The organism is Streptomyces sp. 11-1-2 (assembly GCF_003595545.1).
Lineage (GTDB): Bacteria > Actinomycetota > Actinomycetes > Streptomycetales > Streptomycetaceae > Streptomyces > Streptomyces hygroscopicus_B.
In genome coordinates this window covers 3804631-3828268 of record NZ_CP022545.1, presented here as the reverse complement: position 1 = coordinate 3828268, position 23638 = coordinate 3804631, and the positions used below count along the sequence as shown (strand labels likewise).

Below are 23638 nucleotides of genomic sequence, written 5' to 3'. Positions count from 1 at the left end.
GTATGCGGCGGCGGCCCGCCCGTCCCCCTTTGAAGCTACGCGCGTCACTAGAGTTTCCGGTGTTTGCGCCGGGCGTCAGCGTAGCCCCGCGGTGCAGTCGTCGCCGTCGCCGCAGCTCACGGACTGGACAGCGCCGATTCCCACCCGCGCGAAGTTGTCCAGGCTGGTCGTGCCCGGTTCGAAGTATCCGGCGTGTCCATCCGCCCCGTCCGCGGACAGCAGCCGGGCGCCGAAGCCCGAGGAGACCGGGTCCGCGCCATGGCCGAGCCCGCCGACCTCCAGATGCGGAATGTCCCCGATCCAGTCGCCGGAGTCCCGCATCGCCCACACCCGGGCACTGGTCCCCAGGTCGGAGACGTGGTCGGCGCGCATTCCGGGGCTGCCGGCCACCGCGATATCGGTGACCTTGGGCGGCAGATCGCGGGCGGCGACCCCGCACACCACCGAGCCGTAGCTGTGGCACATCAGCGAGACCCGGGAGAGCGCGGGCAGCGCGTCGACCAGCGCGCGCAGCCGCACCGCGCCCTGGGCGGCCAGCTTGCCGGTGGCCGCGTCCATGCCGATCCCGGCGGGGGAGGTGTAGTCGGCCCAGGCGATGACGGCGGTCTTGGTGTCCGGGGCGTCGGCCCGCTCGTTCTCGTAGAGCGCGTGGGCCATCCCGACCGTGGCGGTGTACGGGCGCCCGGACTTCTGGAAGGTCAGGATGTCGGTGTCCACACCCGGCACCACGATCGAGACCCGGTTGGCGTGGGCGAGGTCGCCGAAGACCTCGGCCGCCCGTCCGGCGCCCGACGGATCGAAGGAGAGGATCTGCCGCCCCGCGCCCAGCAGGTCCTGGTAGCGGTTCATCCGGCGGGTCGCGTCCGAGCGGCCCATCGGGGTGAGCCGGGCGTCGTGCATCCGCTTGCGCGCATCGGCGCGCGCCTGGGTCAGGGCGACGCGGTTGGCCCGGAACCGCAGGTCCACCGGCGCGCCGTTGAGATTGCCCACGGCCAGCGGATAGCGCCGCACCAGGCGGTCGGTCTGGGCCTTGGTGAGCGAGTCGAACCAGCGGCCGAGGGCGCGCGGCGAACCGTACGGATCGGGCAGCGCGCGGCCGCCGAGCGATCCGTGGCGCCAGGCGCTGATCGACGCGGAGAGCGCGTCCGGAGCTCCTCTGTGGCTCCGTACGGCCGTCCACCCGGTGGTGGCGAGGAGAACGAACACCACCGCCAGCGCGAGCAGGGCGCGCCAAGCGGTGGAACCGGGGGAGGGGGAGCCGAGCTCCGAGAAGGAAGTCACCGCGGCACACCCTAGGAGAAGCGTGGTGCCAGGTGCCAAATGCCGTGATTCATCTCACGTTTGACAGGGGGAATTCTTGGGAGCTATGTCGGAATTGATGCTATTTATCCCATTGCCCGGCGAGGGTGGGACCCACGTAATCAAGATGGAACGCGGTGAGGTCTCGCAAAGTGACCATGCTGTCCTCCTCGCCCTCGCCCCACAGCTTCCCGGACACCCGGATCACTCCGCTGAACATCGCGACCACCAGCCGCGGCCGCGGGTCGGCGTCGATGTCCAGCCCCTCGCGGCGGGCGATCTCGCTCGCCAGCCGCTCCTCCATCTCGGCGGTGCGGCGCAGATGCACGGCGAGCAGGCTCGGCGTCGACTCGATCACCCGGTACATCCGCATATGCAGCTCGGGCGGCACCATCTGCTCGATCGCGCCCCCGATGCTCCCCCAGGCGTCGAGTACCGCGCTGCGCAGCGCCGCCAGCGGCGCCTCGTCCGCGGGGCGCCCGCACAGGGCGGCGAAGAAGTGGCGCTCGGCCGACTCCTGGCTGGCGAAGGCGACCTCCTCCTTGTTGGCGAAGTACCGGAAGAAGGTGCGCTGGGAGACCTCGACCGCCTCGGCGATCTCGTCGACCGTCGTGTGCTCGTATCCCTGACGGGTGAACAACTCCAGCGCGGAGCGCACCAGGGCGTTCCGCGTCCGCTGCTTCTTGCGCTCGCGCAGCCCGGGCGGTGGTGGCGTCTTCGGGTCCGCCACTGCCTCGTCCGTTGTCACCTATCGGCTCGCTTTCTGTCGGCTCGGGGGCCGCGTTGCGGCTGCTCAGGATACCTGTGACGAAAACGTCAGTTACCGGCGGATGAATCGGTTTGTCAATTGTCAGACGCTGACATTAGTGTCCGGTCATGACCTCTTCGACCACCGTCGCCGGTTCGGCGCCGGAACCTCCCATAACCGACGCCCCCAGGGGGCTTCGGGGTCATCCATGGCTGACGCTCCTCACCGTCGCCCTCGGCGTGACGATGGTCGCCCTCGACGGCACGATCGTCGCCATCGCCAACCCGGCCATCCAGAAGGACCTCGGCGCCTCGCTCGCCGATGTTCAGTGGATCACCAACGGCTATCTGCTGGCCCTCGCCGTCGCGCTGATCACGGCGGGCAAGCTGGGTGACCGCTTCGGCCACCGCCAGACCTTCCTGATCGGCGTCATCGGCTTCGCCATCTCCTCGGCCGCCATCGGCTTCTCCGGCGAGGTATCGCTCGTCGTGGTGTTCCGGGTGCTGCAGGGCCTGTGCGGCGCGCTGCTGATGCCCGCGGCGCTCGGACTGCTGCGCGCCACCTTCCCCGCCGAGAAGCTCAACATGGCGATCGGCATCTGGGGCGCGGTGATCGGCGCCTCCACCGCCGCCGGACCCATCGTCGGCGGACTGCTCGTCGAGCACGTCAACTGGCAGTCGGTCTTCTTCATCAACGCGCCCGTCGGCGTGCTGGCGCTGATCCTCGGCCTGCTGCTGCTGGTCGACCACCGCGCCGAGAAGGCCCCGCGCTCCTTCGACCTCCCTGGCATCGTGCTGCTGTCCGGTGCGATGTTCTGCCTCATCTGGGCGCTGATCAACGCCGCCGACTGGCACTGGACCGATCAGCGCACGCTGCTCTTCCTGGGCCTGTCGGTGGTCTGCTTCGTCGCCTTCGTCTTCTGGGAGAGCCGCACGCGGGAGCCGCTGCTGCCGCTCAGCATGTTCCGTTCGGTGGCGCTGAGCGCGGGCACCGTGCTGATGGTGCTGATGGCCTTCGGCTTCATGGGCGGGCTGTTCTTCGTCACCTTCTATCTGCAGAACGTGCACGGGCTGAGCCCCGTCGACAGCGGACTGCGGCTGCTGCCGCTCACCGCGATGATGATCGTCGCCTCGCCGCTGGCCGGTGCGCTGATCACCAAGTTCGGGCCGCGGATGCCGCTGGTGACCTCCATGGTGATCACCGCCGTCTCGATGTTCGGCCTCTCCCGGCTGGACGTGAACAGCGGCGGCCTCGAGATGTCCATCTGGTTCGCCCTGCTGGGCCTCGGCCTCGGCCCGGTGATGGTCGGCGCCACCGAGGTCATCGTCGGCAACGCCCCAATCCAGCACGCCGGTGTCGCCGGCGGCCTCCAGCAGGCCGCGATGCAGGTCGGCGGCAGCCTCGGTACGGCTGTCCTGGGCGCGGTCATGGCGGGCAGGGTGGACAACACGCTGCCGCAGAAGTGGGCCGACGCCGGATTGCCGCCGATGCCCGAGGGCGCGGAGTCCAAGGCGTCGGACGCCGTCGAGGTCGGCATCGCCCCGGTCGCCAAGGGCACTCCGCCGGAGATCGCGGGGAAGATCACGGCCGTCGCACATGACACCTTCGTGTCAGGGATGGGCCTCGCCTTCACCCTGGCCGCTGTCGTCTCGGTGGTCGCGGCCCTGGTCGCGAGCTTCACCAAGCGCGGCGAGAACGCGGAGGCGGCCGGCGGGAGCGTCCACATCTGACCCCTCGCGGTCAACCCCCTATCAGGGTGGACCTTGATCGACCCCATGGTGGCGAACGGGAGCCGGCGGACAGGCTGGCTCCCGTTCTGTTCTTTCCACACGGGGAGCGAAAGCGTTTATGCGCAAGATCACTACGGCCGCCGCCGTCTCGGCTCTGGCCCTCACCGCCACTCTCGCCGCCACCCTCGCCCCGGCCGCGACGGCCGCGACGGCCCGGGCCGCCGGTGCGCCACCGCGCCTGGGGAACTGCGCCGCCGGTCAGCTCTGCCTGTGGCGGAGCGGCGGCTTCACGGGGGCGCGCCAGACCCATGAACTGGCCGGTGTCGACATCGAAAGCTGTGTCCCCCTGCCGTCCGGCACGACCGCGGCCTCGCTGGCGAACCGGACGGGCCGTCCGGTGACGGCGTATCAGAGCGGCGAGTGCGCCGAGACGGCCGAATTCCGCACCTACCCCACGGGCTCCTGGGCCCCCGAAACCCCGTACCAGGTACGGGCCTTCAAAATCTGGGAACGCTGACCTGGCAGGGGCCCGCACCGGATCCCGGGCCCGGAGCCTGAATGTTCCCCTACCCGCCCCTTCCCGAACCGGGGACTCCGCCCCTGGACCCCCGGGGGCCCTGCGGGCGTGTGCTCACGCGCCTTTCGGACGGTGGGGGGCGGTCCGGCCGCCGTCCGTTGGGGCGGCTGCGATCGGGTGCGGCTCCGCTGCCCCGGGGCCTCGCCTGACGCTGGTGCGGTTGTTGTCCCAGCGCGGCGGCCGGGGGCCGGTCGGGCGACCGTGGTCGGTCCGGGGGCTGGGTGTTCCCCCTACCCGCCCCTTCCCGAACTGGACCCCGGGTGCCGTTCGGGCGTGTGCTCACGCGCCTTTCGGTTTCGGACGGCGGTGGGTGGTCCGGCCGCCGTCCGTGGGGCGGCCACCCCGGTGCGGGCTCCGCCGCCCGCGGGGTCCGGCCGGAGTGCCAGGCCGGGCTCCGGGGGGCGAGGTCCGGGGCGGAGCCGCTGGGTCCGGGGGTGCGGGGCGGAGCCCCTGACCCGGGTGGGGTACGGGCCCCCGCGCTCAACCGCCCTGTCCGCCCGGGCGGAGCCCAGGGCGGACAGGGGCACCGGGGCACACGAAAACGCGGGGGCGGGCTGGGAAACCAGCTCGCCCCCGCGTCGGGGTCACTGCTGTCGCAGACGGGTTGCGCGTGAGGGTCGCTGCCGTCGTGGACGGCTACCGCGTCACGGCTCCCCGCCGTCGCAGACGGCTACGCGTCGCCGCCCGCCGGGCCCGGGTCCGCTGCGGACACGTCCAGGAGCTGGTAGCGGTCGATCGCCTGCTTCAGGGCCGAGCGGTCGATCTTGCCGTCACGGGCCAGCTCCGTCAGCACACCGAGCACGATCGACTCGGCGTCGATGTGGAAGAAGCGCCGCGCGGCGCCACGCGTGTCGGCGAAGCCGAAGCCGTCCGCGCCCAGCGACTGGTACGTGCCGGGCACCCAGCGCGCGATCTGGTCGGGAACCGCACGCATCCAGTCGGAGACGGCCACCTTCGGGCCTTCCGCGTCCGCCAGCTTCCGGGTGACGTACGGGACGCGCTGCTCCTCCTCCGGGTGGAGCAGGTTGTGCTCCTCCGTCTCGACGGCGTCCCGGCGCAGCTCGTTCCAGGACGTGGCCGACCAGACGTCCGCCTTGACGTTCCAGTCCTCGGCCAGGATGCGCTGGGCCTCGATGGCCCACGGCACCGCGACACCGGAGGCGAGGATCTGCGCCGGGATGGCGCCCTTCTCGCCCTGCCGGTAGCGGTAGAGGCCCTTGAGGATGCCCTCGCGGTCCACGTTCTCCGGCTCGGCCGGGTGCTGGATCGGCTCGTTGTAGACGGTGAGGTAGTAGAAGACGTCCTCACTGTTCTCGCCGTACATCCGGCGCAGACCGTCCTGGACGATATGGGCGATCTCGAAGCCGTACGCCGGGTCGTACGCGACGACCGCCGGGTTGGTCGAGGCCAGCAGCTGGGAGTGGCCGTCCGCGTGCTGCAGACCCTCGCCGGTCAGGGTCGTACGACCGGCGGTCGCGCCCAGGACGAATCCGCGCGCCAGCTGGTCGGCCATCTGCCAGAACTGGTCACCGGTGCGCTGGAAGCCGAACATCGAGTAGAAGACGTAGACCGGGATCAGCGGCTCGCCATGCGTGGCGTACGCGGAGCCCGCCGCGATCAGCGAGGCCGTACAGCCCGCCTCGGAGATGCCGTCGTGCAGCATCTGCCCGGTCGGCGACTCCTTGTAGGCCAGCAGCAGCTCACGGTCGACCGACTCGTAGGTCTGGCCCAGCGGGGAGTAGATCTTCGCCGAGGGGAAGAGCGAGTCCATGCCGAAGGTGCGGTACTCGTCGGGCGCGATCGGCACGAACCGCTTGCCGATCTCCTTGTCCCGCATCAGGTCCTTCAGCAGTCGCACGAACGCCATGGTGGTGGCGATCTGCTGCTGGCCGGTGCCCTTCTTGAGCGTGGCGTAGGTCTTGTCGCCCGGAAGCTGCAGCGGTTTGGCGCGCACGACACGGGTCGGCGCGTAGCCGCCCAGCGCCTTGCGGCGGTCGTGCATGTACTGGATCTCCTCCGAGTCCCGGCCCGGGTGGTAGTACGGCGGCAGGCCGGACTCCAGCTCCTGGTCCGGGATCGGCAGGTGCAGCCGGTCGCGGAAGCGCTTGAGGTCGTCGACCGTCAGCTTCTTCATCTGGTGGGTCGCGTTGCGGCCCTCGAAGTTCGGGCCGAGTGTCCAGCCCTTGACGGTCTGCGCCAGGATCACCGTCGGCTGGCCCTTGTGGGCCTTGGCCGCCGCATACGCCGCGTAGATCTTCTTGTGGTCGTGACCGCCGCGGCCCAGGTGCAGGATCTGGTCGTCGGTCATGCCCTCGACCATCTTGCGCAGCCGCTGGTCGTCGCCGAAGAAGTGGTCCCGGATGTAGCCACCGGTCTCGGTCGCGTACGTCTGGAACTGACCGTCCGGGGTGGTGTTCAGCTTGTTGACCAGGATCCCGTCCCGGTCCTGCGCCAGCAGCGGGTCCCAGGTGCGGTCCCACACCAGCTTGATCACATTCCAGCCGGCGCCGCGGAACTGCGACTCCAGCTCCTGGATGATCTTGCCGTTGCCGCGCACCGGGCCGTCGAGCCGCTGCAGGTTGCAGTTGACCACGAAGGTCAGGTTGTCCAGGCCCTCACGCGCGGCCAGGGAGAGCTGGCCGAGCGACTCCGGCTCGTCCATCTCGCCGTCGCCCAGGAACGCCCAGACGTGGGAGTTGGAGGTGTCGGCGACGCCGCGCGCCTCCATATAGCGGTTCATCCGCGCCTGGAAGATCGCGCCGAGCGGGCCCAGGCCCATGGAGACCGTGGGGAACTCCCAGAAGTCCGGCATCGACCGCGGGTGCGGATAGCTGGACAGCGCGTGACCGAGCTTGGACTTCTCCTGACGGAACCCGTCCAGATGGTCCTCGGTCAGGCGGTCCAGCAGGAAGGCCCGGGCGTAGATGCCAGGAGAGGCATGGCCCTGGAAGAAGATCTGGTCGCCACTGTCGTGGTCCTTGCCGCGGAAGAAGTGGTTGAAGCCCACGTCGTACAGCGAGGCGGACGAGGCGAAGGTGGCGATGTGGCCACCGACCCCGATCCCCGGACGCTGCGCCCGGGAGACCATCACCGCCGCGTTCCAGCGGGTCGCGTTGAGGACCTTGCGCTCGATCTCCTCGTTGCCGGGGAAGAACGGCTCGCTCTTGGTGGCGATGGTGTTGACGTAGTCCGTGCTGCGCATCTCGGGCACGGCGACACGCTTCTCGCGGGCGCGCTCGATCAGGCGAAGCATCAGGTAGCGGGCACGTTCCCGGCCTCGCTCATCGACGGCTGCGTCGAGCGAGTCGAGCCATTCCTGGGTCTCTTCGGGATCGAAGTCCGGGACCTGGCTGGGAAGGCCGCCAATGATGATCGGGTTGCGATCGGATCCGGAAGCCACGCTATTCCTTCGCTTTTCGGTCGTGCTGTGCACGCACATGGATTCGTGCTCTGCTGCTGTAGCGCCGTTGTCCATCGTGTACCTCGGGTACGGGATACGTCACCTCTACCGAGTGGTAACCATCACCAGGTGAGACGGGCGCTCCGGCGGCCGTTCGGCGTGCGACGGCCGAATCGCAACCTTACGCCCACGACCGGGGTCGTCTGCGTACGGCCGTTCGGCGCCGGGGCGGCGTAAGGTGGCTAGACACACACGTAAGCCGGACATCCTCGGGCAATCCGGTCGGCCGCGCGCCGTTGCGTGTCGTTCCTCCATGATGGGAGTTGCGGCGACACGTCAACGTTTGGGCGGGATCGCTGGCCGGGTACTTGCGCGATCCGCCCGGCCCGTGTGGACTACGCCCAAAGCCCTCGCGTACGCGCGCGGGGCCCCACAGACTCGAAGAGTGAATGCAAGATGACAGGAGGCAATCCGTGAGCGCGACCGCGGACCACGCGGAGGAGCGGACCAACCCTGCCGCGAGGCTGGGTTTTCAGCCCGAACAGGTGGTCCAGGAGATCGGCTACGACGACGATGTCGACCAGGAGCTCCGCGAGTCCATCGAGGAGATCACCGGCCAGGAGCTCGTCGACGAGGAGTACGACGATGTGGCCGATGCCGTTGTGCTGTGGTTCCGAGAGGACGACGGCGATCTGACGGACGCGCTGGTGGACGCCATCCAGATGATCGACGACGGCGCACCGGTCTGGCTGCTGACGCCCAAGACCGGCCGTGACGGCTATGTCGAGCCGAGCGACATCAATGAGGCCGCGACCACCGCGGGCCTGTCCCAGACCAAGAGCTTCAACGCGGGCAAGGACTGGACGGGCAGCCGTCTGGTCACGCCGAAGGCCGCTCGCAGCGGCAAGCGCTGAGGCTTGGCGGATCCACACCTCAGAGCCCCCCTCCGTTCCCTTTCGGAGGGGGGCTCTGCACGTAGGGTGGACGCGCACCACATGATCATTCGAACGTGATCTTTCGAACGTGAGCGAAGGGATGTCCCCATGGCGATAGAGGTCGGTGCGAAGGCCCCCGACTTTCAGCTGAAGAACCAGCACGGGGAGTCGGTCAAGCTGTCCGACTTCCGGGGCGAGAAGAACGTCGTGCTCCTCTTCTACCCGTTCGCCTTCACCGGCGTCTGCACCGGCGAGCTGTGCGCGCTCCGCGACGAGCTGCCGACGTTCGTCAACGACGAGGTCCAGCTGCTGGCGGTCTCCAATGACTCGCCCTTCAGCCTGCGGGTCTTCGCCGAGCAGGAGGGGCTGGAGTACCCCCTGCTGTCGGACTTCTGGCCGCACGGCGAGACCAGCCGCGCCTACGGCGTCTTCGACGAGGACAAGGGCTGCGCGGTGCGCGGCACCTTCGTAATCGACAAGGAGGGCGTGGTGCGCTGGACGATCGTCAACGGCCTGCCCGACGCGCGGGACCTGAACGACTACGTCAAGGCCCTCGAAACCCTGTAGCAGCTGGGAACCGCTCACTAGGATCGACGCGTTGATCCTGATGGGAAACCTTTGATGAAGGGGCACGCAGTGCTCCTGACGAACCTTTTTGGGAGGACTCGTGGGAGTCAGCCTCAGCAAGGGCGGCAATGTCTCGCTGACCAAGGAAGCCCCGAACCTGACCGCGGTCGTCGTGGGTCTGGGCTGGGACGCCCGCACCACCACGGGCACGGACTTCGACCTCGACGCCAGCGCCCTGCTGACCAACGCCGAGGGCAAGGTCGGCAACGACCAGAACTTCGTCTTCTTCAACAACCTCAAGAGCCCTGACGGCTCCGTCGAGCACACCGGTGACAACATCACCGGTGAGGGCGAGGGCGACGACGAGCAGATCAAGGTGAACCTGGCGGGCGTCCCCGCCGATGTCGCCAAGATCGTCTTTCCGGTCTCGATCTACGACGCCGAGACCCGGCAGCAGAGCTTCGGCCAGGTGCGCAACGCCTTCATCCGCGTGGTGAACCAGGCCGACGGCAATGAGCTGGCCCGCTACGACCTCTCCGAGGACGCCTCGACCGAGACCGCCATGGTCTTCGGCGAGCTGTACCGGAACGGGGCGGAGTGGAAGTTCCGCGCCATCGGCCAGGGGTACGCCTCGGGTCTGCGCGGTATCGCGCAGGACTTCGGCGTCAACGTCTGAGCGAGCCGTCGAGGGCCGTCGAGGGCCGTCACAGGCCGTCCAAGGCTGTTCAGCGGCCCGTACGAGGCCGTATTCGGCCTCCGCGCGAGGCCATTCCGGCGCCGCACCCCCGCGCCCCAGCGGCAGGGGGTGCGGCGCCGGACGCGCATCACCCACGCACCACCCGGGGAGGAATCAGCATCATGGGCGTCACACTCGCCAAGGGGGGCAATGTCTCCCTCTCCAAAGCCGCTCCGAATCTCACACACGTGCTCATCGGCCTGGGCTGGGACGCGCGCTCCACCACCGGAGCGCCGTTCGACCTGGACGCCAGCGCGCTGCTGTGCCAGTCGGGGCGGGTGCTCGGCGATGAGTACTTCATCTTCTACAACAACCTCAAGAGCCCCGAGGGCTCCGTCGAGCACACCGGCGACAACCTCACCGGTGAGGGCGAGGGCGACGACGAGTCCCTGCTGATCGATCTGGTCAAGGTCCCGGCCGAGGTCGACAAGATCGTCTTCCCGGTCTCGATCCATGACGCCGATGCCAGGCGCCAGACGTTCGGGCAGGTCAGCAACGCCTTCATTCGGGTGGTGAACCAGGCGGACGGCCAGGAGCTGGCCCGCTACGACCTCTCCGAGGACGCCTCCGGCGAGACCGCGATGATTTTTGGCGAGGTCTATCGCTATGGGGGCGAGTGGAAGTTCAGGGCCGTGGGGCAGGGGTACGCGTCGGGTCTGCGTGGCATCGCTCTAGACTTCGGAGTCAACGTTTCGTAAAGCCGCGTAATAGTGCGCGGGGGAGACCTTACGACGAAGGATTGGGTAGGCAGTGCTCCTCAAAACCTTTGGTTGGTCGTTCGCCGTCACGGTGATCGGTCTGGCCCTGGCCGGCGTCCTCTGGGGGTGGAAGGGGCTCGCGATCGTCGGGATCCTCTCGATCCTGGAGATCTCGCTCTCATTCGACAACGCGGTCATCAACGCGGGCATTCTGCGCAAGATGAACGCCTTCTGGCAGAAGATCTTCCTGACGGTCGGCATTCTGATCGCCGTCTTCGGCATGCGTCTGGTCTTCCCGGTGATCATCGTCGCCATCACGGCGAAGCTGAGTCCCATCGAGGCCGTCGATCTCGCGATCAACGACAAGGACAAGTACGAGCACCTGGTCACGGCGGCGCATCCGGCGATCGCCGCCTTCGGCGGGATCTTCCTGCTGATGATCTTCCTCGACTTCATCTTCGAGGAGCGGGACATCAGGTGGCTGGGATGGCTGGAGAAGCCGCTCGCCAAGCTGGGCCGGCTGGACACGTTCTCGGTCGTCGTCGCCCTCGTCGTGCTGCTGGTCTCCGCCACCACCGTGGCCACCGACGTGGCCCACGGCGGCGGTGACAAGAGCGCCACCGTCCTACTGGCAGGCGTCGCCGGTCTGGTCACCTACTTGATCGTCGGCGGCATCTCCAGCTACTTCGAGGACAAGCTCGAAGAGGAGGAAGACGACGAGGCCGACGAGGCCAAGGGCGCGGACGAGAGCGGCGAGGAGACGAAGAGCGCCGCGAACGCCCAGCTCAACGGCAGCGGCGGCCGTGGCTCCAGCGGCGCCACCGTGGTCGGCCTCGCCGGTAAGGCCGCGTTCTTCCTGTTCCTCTACCTCGAGGTCATCGACGCGTCCTTCTCCTTCGACGGGGTCATCGGCGCCTTCGCGATCACCAACGACATCTTCGAGATGGCGCTGGGTCTGGGCATCGGCGCCATGTACATCCGGTCGCTGACCGTCTACCTGGTCCGCAGGGGCACCCTGGACGACTACGTCTACCTGGAGCACGGGGCGCACTACGCGATCGGCGCGCTCGCCGTCATCCTGCTGGTCACGATCAAGTACGAGATCAACGAGGTCATCACCGGCCTGGTGGGCGTGGTGCTGATCGCCGCCTCGTACTGGTCCTCGGTCGTGCGCAACCGCCGGGAGGCGGCCGAGGGCGAGGGCTCGGAGACCAAGGCGGAAGTCACCTCCGGAGTCTGAGTCCGGAGTCCGGGTCCGGAGTCCGAGCGCGGAGTCCGAGCCCGACCGAAGTCACCTCCGGAGTCCGACCTCCGGGAGTGTGACGCGGCGGTGTTTGAGGAACGCTCTGAGCGGGGCGGCCGAGGTCTTCCGACCTCCCGGCCGCCCCGCGGCAGTTGATCGGCTCTGAGGCAGCGGAGCCACGAAGGGTGGGGGTGCGCACCATGGCGTTCTGGAGCAACTGGGGACGGTCCGCGTGGCGTGAGTTCGAGAGCGGCGACGCGTCCGGTGTGGTCGAGCTGACCAAGCGGCAATCGACGATCTCGCTGACCAAGCAGGGGGCCGCCAGCGGCAATCTGCGGATCAATCTCTCCTGGCAGATGCGCACCTCGGACTTCAACAGCAGGGCGGGGCGCGGCTCGCTGCGCCACCCCCTGCGGATGTTCAAGCCCGAGCCGGTGCAGGCGCAGGGGCCCGCGATGGTCAATGTCGACCTCGACCTCGCGGTGATGTACGAGCTGAAGAGCGGCTCCAAGGGTGTGGTGCAGCCGCTCGGCGAGTTCTTCGGCAATCTCAACGAGGCGCCGTACATCAAGCTCAGCGGGGACGACCGGTTCGGCTCCGGGTCCGGCGAGACGGTCTACGTCAACATGGACCACAAGGACGACATCAAGCGACTGCTCGTCTTCGTCTACATCTACGACGGCACCCCCGCCTTCGACCGTACCCACGGCCTGGTCACGCTCTATCCGAGCAATGGGCCGCGGGTGGAGATCGCGCTCGACGAGCGGGCCCCGCAGGCCCGCTCCTGCGCCGTCGTGCTGATCGAGAACGTCAAGGGCGAGATGATGGTCCGCCGCGAGGTGAAGTACGTCTACGGCTTCCAGGCGGAGCTGGACCGGCTGTACGGCTGGGGCCTCCAGTGGGGCCGGGGCTACAAGTCCAAGGTTTGACCGGCCGCCCGCGGTGCGGCCGGGTCACGATGTGACCCGCCCGTCCCGCGGCCCCGCCCCAGCCGTTCCGGAGCTATCCGTTCCGGAGCTATCTGTTCTGGAACTGCGGCCCCTGCGGCGGCAGGACGAAATGCGGGTCCGGCACCTGGACGGGAATCGGCAGCGGGGGCGGCGCCACCGGCCCCGTCGGCTGCACCTGCTGCGGATAGCCGTACGCGGGCGGCTGCGGATAGCCGTACGTCGAGTACGTCGGCTGCTGGGGCGGATAGCCGTAGCCGGGCTGCGCCGGGGGCTGGCCGGGCGGCTGCGGATACCCCGCGGCCGGGGCCTGCGACGGCGGGGGCGGGGCCTGCGGCGGCACATAGCCGAAGCCGCTGTCGCCATGCGCCGTGGGGGGCCGCATGGGCTGGGTACGGTGCGGATCCCAGGGGTCGGGCGACGCCGCGTGCGGATAGCCGTACGCCGGGGACGGGGAGTGGGGCCGGGTCGGCGCATCGGACGACGACGGGGGCGGCGTGCCGGGGGCCGCTGGGGGTGCGTGAGTGGCGGCGGCCGGGGCCGCCGCGGGTGTCGCGGTGGCCGAGGGCTCGGGGGCGTCCAGAGGCTCGGGGGCGGCGGCCAGAGGCTCCGGAGCGGCAGCGGTCAGCGGCTCGGGGGCGGGGGTGGCCGGGGGCTCCGGAATGGCGCCGCCTTCCGGCCCGGCCGGGGCCGCGGCTACGTCGCCGTCCGAGCCGCCCGCGGCCTCGCCGTCCTCCACCGAGATCCCGTACTGCGTGGCCAGCCCGACCAGCCCCGTCTCATAGCCCTGCCCCAGGGCCCGGAACTTCCAGGTGTCGCCGCGCCGGTAGAGCTCACCGCAGATCAGCGCGGCCTCCTTGCCGGTCTCCGGCAGCACCGCGAAGATCGCGATCGGCTCGGCGTCCGCCTCGCGCGGCGCACCGGACGAGGCGTCGTAGAGCAGCAGGCTCAGATCCCTCACCTGTCCGAAGGTGCCGCCGTCGGCGGACGCCGCGAGCACCACCCGGCGCACCGCGGGCTCCAGCCCGGAGAACTCGGCCTCGATGGTGTCCGTCAGCGCGCCCTGGTTCGGCTTCTTGGGGAGATGCCAGACCAGCCCCGAGGGGTGGTTCGGCTGGTTGTAGAAGACGAAGTCCTCGTCCGAGCGCACCCGGTCGTCCGCGTCCAGCAGCAGCGCCGAGGCGTCCACGTCGGGTACGTCCGTGCCGGGGGTCCAGCGCAACACCGCGCGTATGGCCGTGGCCTCCAGCGGGATGTTCGATCCCTTCAGCATCGCCTGCGTCATGGCGGCAATCCTGCCTTCCCAGTGGGTCCTGGGACAACGCAGGGTGCGGGGCGGGTGGCGGCGGGGAGGTGGTACGGGGCGGCAGGGCGGGTATGCCGGACACCATGCGGACGCACATGGGTTACGTGATTTTCACGCCCTTGGGGAACTTTTGACCCAGGGCCGCACGTACGATTATCGGCCAACCGCGGGTCAGCGTGGCCGAGGCGGCGTACCGGCAGTACGGGGAGTTAGATGCGGCATTTCGGACATCTGACGGATGAGGTGCGGGCGAACGTCTTTCATCAGGAGCCCGGTGAATTCAGCGTGGACTCGCCCGCCCGGACGCTGGCCGTCGCGCTCGGCGCGACCCTGTACTGCCCGGCGACCCGGCCCAAGCTCGCCGAGGACATCGTCAAACAGGCAGGTCGCGGCGTGGTGTCCATGGTCCTGTGCCTGGAGGACTCCATCGACGACGCCGAGGTGCCGGGGGCGGAGGAGAACCTCATACGGCAGTTCGCGGAGCTGTCCGGGCTCGGCCCCGGCACCCCGCTGCCGCTGCTCTTCATCCGGGTCCGCACCCCCGAGCAGATCGTCGATCTTCTCACCCGGTTCGGAGTGGGTGTGCGGCTGCTGTCCGGATTCGTACTGCCGAAATTCACCGAGGAGCGCGGCGGGGCCTTCCTCGAGGCGCTGATGTCGGCCGAAAACGCCCAGGTGACCGAGGCGTTGGGCGGACGGCAGCTCTTCGCGATGCCGGTTCTCGAATCGCCTGAGCTGATGCACCGCGAGACGCGCACCGACACCCTGAGCGGCATCAGCCGGATTGTCGACAAGTACCGCGAGCGGGTGCTGGCGCTGCGCCTCGGGGTCACCGATCTGTGCTCGGCGTACGGGCTGCGCAGGGCGCCGGACATGACCGCGTACGACGTCCAGCTCATCGCGTCCGTGATCGCGGACGTGGTGAACATGCTGGGCCGGGCCGACGGCACGGGCTTCACGATCACCGGACCGGTCTGGGAGTACTTCAAACCCCATGAGCGGATGTTCAAACCGCAACTGCGGATCAGCCCCTTCAGCAGCGGTCGCGCCGAATCCCTGCGCACCGCGCTGATCGAGCACCACATGGACGGGCTGCTGCGCGAGATCGAACTGGACCGGGCCAACGGTCTGCAGGGCAAGACCTGCATCCACCCCACCCATGTGGCCCCCGTGCACGCGCTGTCCGTCGTCAGCCACGAGGAGTTCAGCGACGCAGTGGACATCCTGGAGCCCCAGCGCTGCGGGGGCGGTGTGGTGCGTTCCTCGTACACCAACAAAATGAACGAGGTGAAGCCGCACCGGGCATGGGCCGAGCGGACCCTGCGGCGCGCGGAGGTCTTCGGGGTGGCCCGGGAGGATGTGAGCTTCGTGGAACTGCTGGCGGCAAGCCTGCGGACGTAGAGCGAACCGGGCCCGGGACGGGCCCCGGACGAGCGACGATGGAAACGAGGCGCAGGGCGGCGTGAGCGTGGGCAACGTGTGGTCGGGACAGTGGGTCGCGGACCGGCTGGGAGTACGGCTGGACGGCGGCTGGGGCGCCGAGGTGCGCCGGGACGGTGAGGGGTCCCGGGGGAGCGAGGTGCGCCGGGACGGCGAGGAGTCCCGGGGCGGCGAGGTGCGCCGGGACGGCGAGGCGCTCCGCGAGGGCGAGGCGCCCCGCGACGGCGGCGGCCGGGGCGGCGACGGTCGGGACGGCGAGGGCGCCAGCGGTCAGGGTGGCGAGGGCGCCAGCGGCGGGGGCGGCGTCAGCGGCCGGGGCGATGGCGGTCAGGGCGGCGACGGCGTTAGCGGCCGGAACGGTGCTGGCGGTCAGGGCGGCAAGGGCGTCAGCAGCGTGGGCGGCGTCCGCGGTCAGGGCGGCGAGTGTGTCAGCGGCGTGGGCGGCGTCAGCGGTCGGGGCGGCGACGGCGGCGCCGAGCTGCGTGAGCTGCTGGGGCTCGCCCTGCGGCGCAACCCCAAGCGGGCGCATCTGCTGGTCTCCAACGTGCTCGGCAAGCATGTCCCGCAGCGCCCCGCCATCGTCCACGACGCGGGCGTGCGGCTCGGCCGCCGGGTGCGGGAGCTGCTGGGCGACGAGGCGGCGGCGCGCGCGGTGGTGCTCGGGTACGCGGAGACCGCCACCGGCCTCGGCCACAGCGTCGCCGACGGGCTGGCCCTCGCCCCGTACCTCCACTCCACCCGCCGCCCGGTCCCGGGCGTCGCCACGGTGGGCGGCTTCGAGGAGGAGCACAGCCACGCCACCTCCCATCTGCTGCTCCCCGAGGACCCCGGGCTCTTGGCCTCGACGGGCCCCCTGGTCCTCGTGGACGACGAGTTCTCCACGGGCCGTACGGTCCTGAACACCATCGCCGCTCTCCACCGCCGCTTCCCCCGCGACCACTACGTGGTGGTGGCGCTGGTGGACATGCGCTCGCCCGAGGACCGCGCCCGCCTGGACGCCTTCGCGGCAGACCTCGGCGCCCGCGTCGACCTGGTCGCCGCCGCGGCCGGAGCGGTGCACCTCCCGGACGACGTCCTGGAGCGCGGAGCGAAGCTGGTGGCCGCACACGAGGAGGCCGCCCCGGACCACGAGGCCGCGCCCGCCCCCACAGCACCCCCGGCAGGTGCCGCCCCCACAGCATCCCCGGCAGGTGCCGCCTCCACGGTGCCCTCGGCAGGCGCCGCCCCCGACGCGGGTCCGGCCGTCGTCCGCGTAGACCTCGGCTGGCCCGAAGCGCTCCCGGACGGCGGTCGCCACGGCTTCACCCCCGCCCACCGCGTCCGCCTGGAAGCGGCCCTCCCCACCATGGCCACCCGCCTGGCGAACGCGCTGGCGGAAGCGCCGAACCTCGCGAACGCGCTGCCGAAGGCGCCGGACGACCCGACCCCGCCCGCCGGGGACCACTCGACCCCGCCCGCCGACGGCACCCCCGCGGCTCCCGGGGGATACGCCGCACCTGACCACCCGGCCCCGTCCGGCGGCGGCGCCCCCGCGTCCCCCGGAGGCCACACAGCGCCGGACGCGCCCGCCGACGACATCGCGGCGCCCGCCGACAACCCCGCCGCGGCCCCGCGCCGGACCGCGCCAGCCCCGGGCGCCCCGGCCGCCCCGCCCGCCCCGGGCGGCGGTGGCGCTGGTGCCACCGATCGGCCCCGGCCGCCCCGCCCCTCCTCCCGCCGCGTTCTGGTCCTCGGGTTCGAGGAGCTGATGTACGCGCCGCTGCGTATCGCGAAGGCGCTCGACGACGTCCTCGACGGCGTCGAGGTGCGGTATTCGACGACCACGCGCTCACCCGTGCTCGCCGTCGACGACCCCGGATACGCCATCCGGACCCGGCTGACCTTCCCCGCGCACGACGAGCCCGCCGACGGCCCCGGGCCGCGCTACGCCTACAACGTGGCGCCCGGTGCCGATCCGGACCGCCGCTTCGACGCCGTCGTCGCCGTCGTCGACTCGACCGCCGACACGCCCGCACTGCACGCCCCCGGCGGGCTGCTCGCCGCGCTGAGCACGCACACGGACCGGCTGGTCCTGGCCGTCGTGCCGTCGTATCGCCCCCAGAACCCACCCACCCCCCGCACCGTCCCCGAACGACAGGCTCCGCCCATGCACCAACCGTCGTACGAGCCCCTGCGCGGACCGGACTTCTCGTCCTACGCGCCCGAAGAGGTCGGCTGGCTGCTCCAGGACTTCTCCCACGTCACCCTTGAGGCGCCCACCGAGGAGCGGGAGGAGGCGATCCAGAGCGGGGGCGCGCACTACGCCGAGTCGCTGCCCGTGGAGTACCAGCCGAACGAGCGCTACCAGGACCTTTTCCGGGCCGCCCTCGACGCCTCCGCCGCCCGGATCGCCCGCGCCGTCGGCGCGGTCACCGAGACCGTGCTCGCCGAGCGCTCCCCGCGTCCCGTCCTCGTCTCGCTCGCCCGCGCCGGCACCCCCGTCGGGGTGCTGATGCGCCGCTGGGCGCACCACGCCCATGGGCTCGACCTCCCGCACTACGCGGTCTCCATCGTGCGCGGCCGCGGTATCGACACCGCCGCGCTGCGCTGGCTGGCGGACCACCACGACCCCTCCGACGTCGTCTTCGTCGACGGCTGGACCGGTAAGGGCGCCATCACCCGCGAGCTGTCGGACGCCCTCGCCCCGTACCCGGACTTCGATCCGCGGATCGCGGTCCTCGCCGATCCCGGCCGCTGTGTGGACACCTACGGCACCCGGGACGACTTCCTCGTCCCCTCCGCGTGCCTCAACTCGACCGTCTCCGGGCTGATATCGCGCACCGTGCTCCGCGCCGACCTGGTCGGCCCGAACGACTTCCACGGCGCGAAGTACTACCGCGAACTCGCCGGCTCCGATGCCTCCGGATACTTCCTCGACACCGTCTCGGGCCGCTTCGCGGAGGTCGCCGAGGCCGCCATGGCCGACGCCAGGCAGCTCGCGGCCACCGACCGCAGCCCCACCTGGGAGGGGTGGGCCGCGGTCGAGCGGATCAGCCAGGAGTACGGCATCCACGACGTCAACCTCGTCAAGCCGGGCGTCGGCGAGACCACCCGGGTGCTGCTGCGCCGCGTCCCGTGGAAGATCCTCGCCCAGCGCGGCGCGGGCGCCGACCTGGACCATGTGCGGCTGCTCGCCGAGCAGCGCGGCGTGCCGGTCGAGGAGATCGACGGGCTTCCGTACACCTGCGTCGGGCTGATCCACCCGCGCTACACCCGGGGCGCCACCGGGGCCGACGGAAAAACGGTAACCACAGCAGGCACCACAGACGAGGCGAACACGGCGGGCATCGCCAACAGAGACGAAAGAACGGTGGCCGCACGATGAGCGTCCTGGTGGCAAGCGATCTCGACCGCACCCTGATCTACTCCGCGGCCGCGCTCGGCCTCGACATGCCGGACGCCGAGGCCCCGCGGCTGCTGTGCGTCGAGACGTACGAGGGCCGACCGCTGTCGTACATGACCGAGACCGCCGCCGGGCTGCTCGCCGAACTGGTCCGCACCTCCGTCTTCGTCCCCACGACCACCCGCACTATCGAGCAGTACCGCCGCATCCGCCTCCCCGGCCCCGCCTCCCGCTTCGCGATCTGCGCCAACGGCGGCCAGCTGCTGGTGAACGGCGAGCCCGACGCCGACTGGAACCAGCGGGTCCGTACCACCCTCGGCGACCAGTGCGCCCCCCTGGAGGAGGTGCGCGCCCACCTCAGCGCCACCGCCGACCCCGCCTGGCTGCTCAAGGAGCGGGTGGCCGAGGAGCTGTTCGCCTATCTCGTGGTCGAGCGGGAGCTGCTGCCCCAGGGGTACGTCAAGGAGCTCACGCAGTGGGCCGAGCCGCGCGGCTGGACGGTCTCCCTGCAGGGCCGCAAGATCTACGCGGTGCCCAAGCCGCTCACCAAGAGCGCGGCCGTCGCCGAGATCAGGAACCGCACCGGAGCGGACGAGGTGCTCGCCGCGGGCGATTCGCTGCTCGACGCCGATCTACTGCTCGCGGCCGACCGCGCCTGGCGCCCCGGCCACGGCGAACTGGCCGACGCCGGCTGGACGGCACCCCAGGTGACCGTGGTCGAGGAGACGGGCGTCGCGGCGGGCGAGGCCATCGTCCGCGCCCTGGGCGAACGCTCATCCGTCACCTGGGCGCGCGCCCGCAGCCAGGTCATCCGCGCCGTCTCCCGCGGCCGGGACTGATCCGCCCTCCCAACACCCGCGCAGGGCCCCTTCGGAACCTCTCGCGCTGTCGTGACGTCGGGTTACAGTCACCAAGTCACCACAGTCGGCATGTGCGACATCGTCCGGGAAGCCGAGCAGACCGAAGGGGGCCGCGATGGCCGAGAGCAAGAGCACACCGATCACGGCCGAGCTGTACGAGTACGTCCTGCGGCACAATCCGCCGCTCGACCCCGTGCTGCGCGAGCTGGTCGAGGTCACCCACCGCAGCCTCCCCCAGCAGGCCGGGATGCAGTCCGCCGAGGAGCAGGCCCCGCTGCTGGCCTTCCTGGTCCGGCTGACCGGCGCCCGCCATATCGTCGAGGTCGGCACCTTCACCGGCTTCTCCGCGCTGGCCATGGCCCAGGCGCTGCCCGCCGACGGCAGGCTGATCGCCTGCGATGTGTCGGAGGAGTGGACGGCGTACGGGCGGAAGGCGTGGGCCAAGGCCGGTGTCGAGGCCCGCATCGACCTGCGGATCGCGCCCGCGCTGGACACTCTGCGCGCGATGCCCGCCGAGCCCCATATCGACCTCGCCTATCTCGACGCGGACAAGCCGAACTACATCCCGTACTGGGAGGAGCTGGTCCCGCGGATGAACCCCGGCGGTCTGATCGTCGCGGACAACGTGTTCTACCACGGGGCCGTCACGGCCTCGGCGCCGTCGACCGCGGGCGCCGCGATCCAGGCGTTCAACGATCATGTGGCGGCGGACGTCCGGATGGAGGCGGTCATGCTCACCGTCGCCGACGGCCTGACGCTCGCGCGCCGACTCGGCTGAGGCGGCCGGGCCGACCGCGTTACGGAGGTCGAGCCGACCGCGTTACGAGGGCCGGGCCGAACCGCGTCACGAGGGCCGGGCCGAACCGCGTCACGAGGGCCGGGCCGAACCGCGTCACGAGGGCCGGGCCGAACCGCGTCACCGAGAGCGGGGGCGCCGCAAGAACCTGGCCCAGCGGTGGCTCCCGGGCTTGTCGGTGGGCTCGGCGCCACCGGGCTGATCCAGCTTGCCCCACTTACCGGGCGGCTGACCGCGCCGTTCACCCGACTCCTCGGCAGGCCCACGGCGCTCCGCGGACTCACGGCCTCCCTCTGCCCCCGCATCGGCCGTAAGAGGCCCGCCCGGGGCGCCCGGCCCGCCCGGGGCTTCAGGCGTGAGCGGGGTGCCCGGCGGGGCGGCCGTACCGGTCTGTTCGGCGGCACGCCCGCGCGCGGCGATCAGCTCCCGGGCGTGGACGGCCTCGCGTTCGGCCTGCTCGGGGTGGCGGGTCACCCAGTACGGATTGTCATGCGGCAGCCCGCCGCTGACCCGTCCGTACATGCCGAACCACATCAGCAGCAGCCCCACCACAAAGCTGAACAGCACGTTCTGCATCCGGAACGCCAGGAAGTTGAACGTGGTCTCCAACACCGCCAGATTGACGAACCCGCTCAGCAGGAAGAGGATCCCGAGCACCAGGTTGAGCGTCGAGGCGAAGTTGCCGCCGATGACCATGCCGACGAACAGCAGCAGCCCGATGACGATGGAGAGCACGCTCAGCGCGCCGTTGGTGTTCAGCCCGGCGACCGTGTCACCGCCGATGTCGAAGAAGCCGACCTGGTCGATCAGGCCCAGGATGCCGAAGGCGACGAGCACCAGCCCCATGAGCCCGGCGCCGACGCGATAGAACTTGCTGAGCCGGTGATCGATCGGCAGATGCTCATCGAGCGAGGTGTGCGCGCCGATCCGCTCCGGGAAGTGCCGTGCGACTCCGGCGGGGTGAGGACCGATGGGGGAGGGGCGGCCCATAGCCATCTCCGGCCTCCTTCTGCTGGCGCCGGACCTCGGCTTCGCTCTCTGCGCGGTCGAGGCGGTACCCGCGGACGCCACGCCACCGTCGCGTACACGACGTACGCGCGCACATCAGGGTGCGTCGCGTACGTCCGGAGGCGCGGCACGGATACGTACCTCCCAGGATCCGCCCCCGCCCCCGTCGGCTCAACCGCAGCTCGGCACCAGCTCCCCCGCAGCTCAACACCGGCTCACCCTCAGCCGCAGCAGCCGCCCCCGCAGCAGCCGCCCCCGCCACCGCCGCCGGACGGGGGCCGGGCCGAGGAGGCGGAGGAGGACGAGGCGCCGGTGACGGCCACGGTGGACAGCAGCTTCACCGTGTCGCCGTGCCCGTCCGGGCAGGACGCGGGAGCGGAGGACTCGGCCATGGGCCGGTTCAGCTCAAAGGTGGTGCCGCAGGCGCGGCAGCGGTACTCATAGCGAGGCATGGCAGGAGCATAACCACCGAACCGCAGGTCGCCCCCGAAACTACAGGGCCCCTGACGCACGGGCTCAGTGCACGCTGCCCCGCTCCTCCCGAATCCCCTGGACGACCCGGGCGGCGGTCTGCCGTACGGCCTCCGTCTCGGAGAGGAAGTGCCACCAGTCCGGATGCCGCCCCTCCAGCCCCGCGATGGCCCGCTCCAGGCGCTCCACGGCGTCGTCCAGCGGGCGTGCGTGGCGCGGATCGGGCGTGGAGCGCCCGGCCATGGCCAGCCGCTGCGCGTCGCGGATCGCGAACCGGGTGCGCTCGATCTCCTTCTGCTGGTCGAACGACACCTCGTCCAGCCGCCGCAGCCGGTCCCCGGCCGCCGAGACGGCCTCGTCCGTGCTGTTCAGCAGCGCCCTTACGGTGGCCAGCAACGCGGTGGCGTCCGGCCAGCGCTGCTCCTCGCGCGCCGCCTGCGCCTCCTTGAGCTTCTCCTCGGCCTGCGCCACATCCCGCGCCGCCTGCGCGGGGACCGACTGCAGATCCTGCCAGCAGGCGGCGCTGTAGCGGCGGCGCAGCTCGCTGAGGACGGGCTCGACCCCGGCGGCCCGCGTGGTGATCGCCTGGGCGCGGGTGCGCAGCGACACCAGCCGCTTGTCGATCTCCGCAGACCGCTCCGGCAGCCGCTCGGCCTCCCCGCGCACCGCCTCCGCCCTGCGCAGCACATCATCGGCGCGCCGCAGGGTCTCCTGCACACCGTGCTGCCCGGCCCCCTGGTTGAGCTTGGTCAACTCGGGCGACAGCGCCGCCAGCCGGGCCGCCAGGTCGTCCGCCCGCAGCCCCGACGCACGCACCGCGTCCAGCGCGTTACTCGCCGCGAGCAGCGCCTGCCGCGCCCGCTCCACCGCCGGCGCCAGCCGCGCCAGCCGCGTCTCGGCCTGCTCCAGCAGCGGCCCCAGCCCCTGCGCGAACCGGTCCAGATCCCCCTTGGTGCGCTCCAGCGCATCCTTCGCCCTGGTCAGATCGGTGCGGGCCCGGGAGGCCGTCGCCGAGTCCAGATCGTCCCGGTCCAGATCATGCGCGTCCACCGCCGTGATGTAGTCCCGGCTGACCTGGTCGATCCGCTGCCCCAGCGCCGAGAAGTCGGCCGCGGTCCGGCGCGCGGCGGGCGAATCGTCCACGGCGGTGATCGTCTCGATGGAGATGCGCAGATCCCGCTGCGCCGTGTCCAGCTCATAGAACGCCGCCGCCGCGGCGTCCTTGGCCGCCTGCGCCTCGGCCCGCTGACTCTCCCCCCGCCCCCGAACCACCGCCGCCCCCCGCTCCCACCAGCGAACGAAAGCGCCCCCACCACCGCCAACAACGGCACCGGCAGCAACATCAGCCCCAGCACGGAGGGACGGCCCGAACGACGCACCCGGGCCGCCGGACGCGCAGACTCCCGCGATGGACGCGCAGACTCTGCAGATGTCGCCGCCACTACCCGCTCCCGATGGATCGCCCAGGTCCGAATGTCATTCTCCCACCCGACAC

The 23638-nt window shown here is 70.8% G+C and carries 18 protein-coding genes and 1 pseudogene; 12 read left to right on the top strand and 7 right to left on the bottom strand.

The features are described from left to right. Positions 1-75: 75 nt before the first annotated feature. Positions 76-1281, bottom strand: coding sequence for an alpha/beta hydrolase (locus CGL27_RS16260; protein WP_119987748.1), 1206 nt, complete (start codon positions 1279-1281; stop codon positions 76-78). 100 nt (positions 1282-1381) lie between these two features. Continuing rightward, positions 1382-2047, bottom strand: a complete 666-nt coding sequence (locus tag CGL27_RS16255) for a TetR family transcriptional regulator (protein WP_119987745.1) — start codon at positions 2045-2047, stop codon at positions 1382-1384. A gap of 128 nt (positions 2048-2175) precedes the next feature. Here CGL27_RS16255 and CGL27_RS16250 point away from each other — a divergent pair, with 128 nt between their 5' ends. Both CGL27_RS16250 and CGL27_RS16245 read left to right on the top strand, forming a co-directional pair. Further along, positions 2176-3777 (top strand): MFS transporter, encoded by a 1602-nt coding sequence (locus CGL27_RS16250; protein ID WP_119987743.1) that lies wholly within the window; start codon positions 2176-2178, stop codon positions 3775-3777. A 118-nt stretch (positions 3778-3895) separates the two neighbouring features. Further along, positions 3896-4294 carry a peptidase inhibitor family I36 protein gene (locus tag CGL27_RS16245; protein WP_119987740.1) on the top strand — a complete coding sequence of 133 codons (399 nt, stop codon included), beginning with the start codon at positions 3896-3898 and terminating at the stop codon, positions 4292-4294. Between the two features lie 730 nt (positions 4295-5024). Here the strand turns inward: CGL27_RS16245 and aceE are convergent. Then, positions 5025-7754 carry a pyruvate dehydrogenase (acetyl-transferring), homodimeric type gene (gene aceE, locus CGL27_RS16240; protein WP_119987737.1) on the bottom strand — a complete coding sequence of 910 codons (2730 nt, stop codon included), beginning with the start codon at positions 7752-7754 and terminating at the stop codon, positions 5025-5027. Between the two features lie 473 nt (positions 7755-8227). On the opposite strand from aceE, the gene CGL27_RS16230 reads away from it, so the two are divergent. The 6 genes from CGL27_RS16230 to CGL27_RS16205 all read left to right on the top strand — a co-directional run bounded on the left by CGL27_RS16230 (position 8228) and on the right by CGL27_RS16205 (position 12862). After that, positions 8228-8668, top strand: coding sequence for a DUF3052 domain-containing protein (locus CGL27_RS16230; RefSeq protein WP_014060347.1), 441 nt, complete (start codon positions 8228-8230; stop codon positions 8666-8668). A gap of 129 nt (positions 8669-8797) precedes the next feature. Further along, a complete protein-coding gene (locus CGL27_RS16225; protein WP_119987734.1) occupies positions 8798-9256 on the top strand; it encodes a peroxiredoxin in 459 nt (152 codons plus the stop codon). A 100-nt stretch (positions 9257-9356) separates the two neighbouring features. Beyond that, positions 9357-9932 carry a TerD family protein gene (locus CGL27_RS16220; RefSeq protein ID WP_009718272.1) on the top strand — a complete coding sequence of 192 codons (576 nt, stop codon included), beginning with the start codon at positions 9357-9359 and terminating at the stop codon, positions 9930-9932. 182 nt (positions 9933-10114) lie between these two features. After that, positions 10115-10690 (top strand): TerD family protein, encoded by a 576-nt coding sequence (locus tag CGL27_RS16215; RefSeq protein WP_078641185.1) that lies wholly within the window; start codon positions 10115-10117, stop codon positions 10688-10690. 52 nt (positions 10691-10742) lie between these two features. Continuing rightward, positions 10743-11930, top strand: coding sequence for a DUF475 domain-containing protein (locus tag CGL27_RS16210; protein WP_119987731.1), 1188 nt, complete (start codon positions 10743-10745; stop codon positions 11928-11930). Positions 11931-12133: 203 nt separating this feature from the next. Next, positions 12134-12862 (top strand): Tellurium resistance, encoded by a 729-nt coding sequence (locus CGL27_RS16205; protein WP_078647393.1) that lies wholly within the window; start codon positions 12134-12136, stop codon positions 12860-12862. An 88-nt stretch (positions 12863-12950) separates the two neighbouring features. On the opposite strand, the gene CGL27_RS16200 is transcribed toward CGL27_RS16205, so the two are convergent. Continuing rightward, positions 12951-14165, bottom strand: coding sequence for a TerD family protein (locus CGL27_RS16200; RefSeq protein ID WP_119987728.1), 1215 nt, complete (start codon positions 14163-14165; stop codon positions 12951-12953). Between the two features lie 234 nt (positions 14166-14399). On the opposite strand from CGL27_RS16200, the gene CGL27_RS16195 reads away from it, so the two are divergent. From CGL27_RS16195 to CGL27_RS16180, 4 genes are all read left to right on the top strand, one after another. Beyond that, positions 14400-15587 (top strand): HpcH/HpaI aldolase/citrate lyase family protein, encoded by a 1188-nt coding sequence (locus tag CGL27_RS16195; protein WP_119987727.1) that lies wholly within the window; start codon positions 14400-14402, stop codon positions 15585-15587. A gap of 475 nt (positions 15588-16062) precedes the next feature. Next, on the top strand, positions 16063-18990 hold the full coding sequence (locus CGL27_RS16190; RefSeq protein ID WP_240450982.1) for a phosphoribosyltransferase: 2928 nt from the start codon (positions 16063-16065) through the stop codon (positions 18988-18990). Continuing rightward, positions 18987-19847, top strand: a complete 861-nt coding sequence (locus CGL27_RS16185; protein ID WP_119987721.1) for an HAD family hydrolase — start codon at positions 18987-18989, stop codon at positions 19845-19847. Before CGL27_RS16190 ends, CGL27_RS16185 begins: the two co-directional genes overlap by 4 nt. Positions 19848-19983: 136 nt before the next feature. Beyond that, on the top strand, positions 19984-20646 hold the full coding sequence (locus tag CGL27_RS16180) for a class I SAM-dependent methyltransferase (RefSeq protein ID WP_119987719.1): 663 nt from the start codon (positions 19984-19986) through the stop codon (positions 20644-20646). Positions 20647-20784: 138 nt separating this feature from the next. Here CGL27_RS16180 and CGL27_RS16175 read toward each other — a convergent pair whose 3' ends face one another. The 3 genes and pseudogenes from CGL27_RS16175 to CGL27_RS16165 all read right to left on the bottom strand — a co-directional run bounded on the left by CGL27_RS16175 (position 20785) and on the right by CGL27_RS16165 (position 23486). Further along, entirely contained in the window at positions 20785-21660 is an 876-nt protein-coding gene (locus CGL27_RS16175; protein WP_119987716.1) for a DUF4383 domain-containing protein, read from the bottom strand. Positions 21661-21893: 233 nt separating this feature from the next. After that, positions 21894-22124, bottom strand: coding sequence for a zinc ribbon domain-containing protein (locus CGL27_RS16170; protein WP_078641178.1), 231 nt, complete (start codon positions 22122-22124; stop codon positions 21894-21896). 64 nt (positions 22125-22188) lie between these two features. Further along, positions 22189-23486 (bottom strand): annotated as a pseudogene (locus CGL27_RS16165) (hypothetical protein). Positions 23487-23638 lie beyond the last annotated feature (152 nt).

Coding starts and splice junctions, on each gene's coding strand:
- CGL27_RS16200 (WP_119987728.1), bottom strand. CDS start 14,165: ATGACGCAGGCGATGCTGAAGGGATCGAACATCCCGCTGGAGGCCACG.
- CGL27_RS16250 (WP_119987743.1), top strand. CDS start 2,176: ATGACCTCTTCGACCACCGTCGCCGGTTCGGCGCCGGAACCTCCCATA.
- CGL27_RS16245 (WP_119987740.1), top strand. CDS start 3,896: ATGCGCAAGATCACTACGGCCGCCGCCGTCTCGGCTCTGGCCCTCACC.
- CGL27_RS16170 (WP_078641178.1), bottom strand. CDS start 22,124: ATGCCTCGCTATGAGTACCGCTGCCGCGCCTGCGGCACCACCTTTGAG.
- CGL27_RS16205 (WP_078647393.1), top strand. CDS start 12,134: ATGGCGTTCTGGAGCAACTGGGGACGGTCCGCGTGGCGTGAGTTCGAG.
- CGL27_RS16195 (WP_119987727.1), top strand. CDS start 14,400: ATGCGGCATTTCGGACATCTGACGGATGAGGTGCGGGCGAACGTCTTT.
- CGL27_RS16225 (WP_119987734.1), top strand. CDS start 8,798: ATGGCGATAGAGGTCGGTGCGAAGGCCCCCGACTTTCAGCTGAAGAAC.
- CGL27_RS16215 (WP_078641185.1), top strand. CDS start 10,115: ATGGGCGTCACACTCGCCAAGGGGGGCAATGTCTCCCTCTCCAAAGCC.
- CGL27_RS16180 (WP_119987719.1), top strand. CDS start 19,984: ATGGCCGAGAGCAAGAGCACACCGATCACGGCCGAGCTGTACGAGTAC.
- CGL27_RS16175 (WP_119987716.1), bottom strand. CDS start 21,660: ATGGCTATGGGCCGCCCCTCCCCCATCGGTCCTCACCCCGCCGGAGTC.
- CGL27_RS16185 (WP_119987721.1), top strand. CDS start 18,987: ATGAGCGTCCTGGTGGCAAGCGATCTCGACCGCACCCTGATCTACTCC.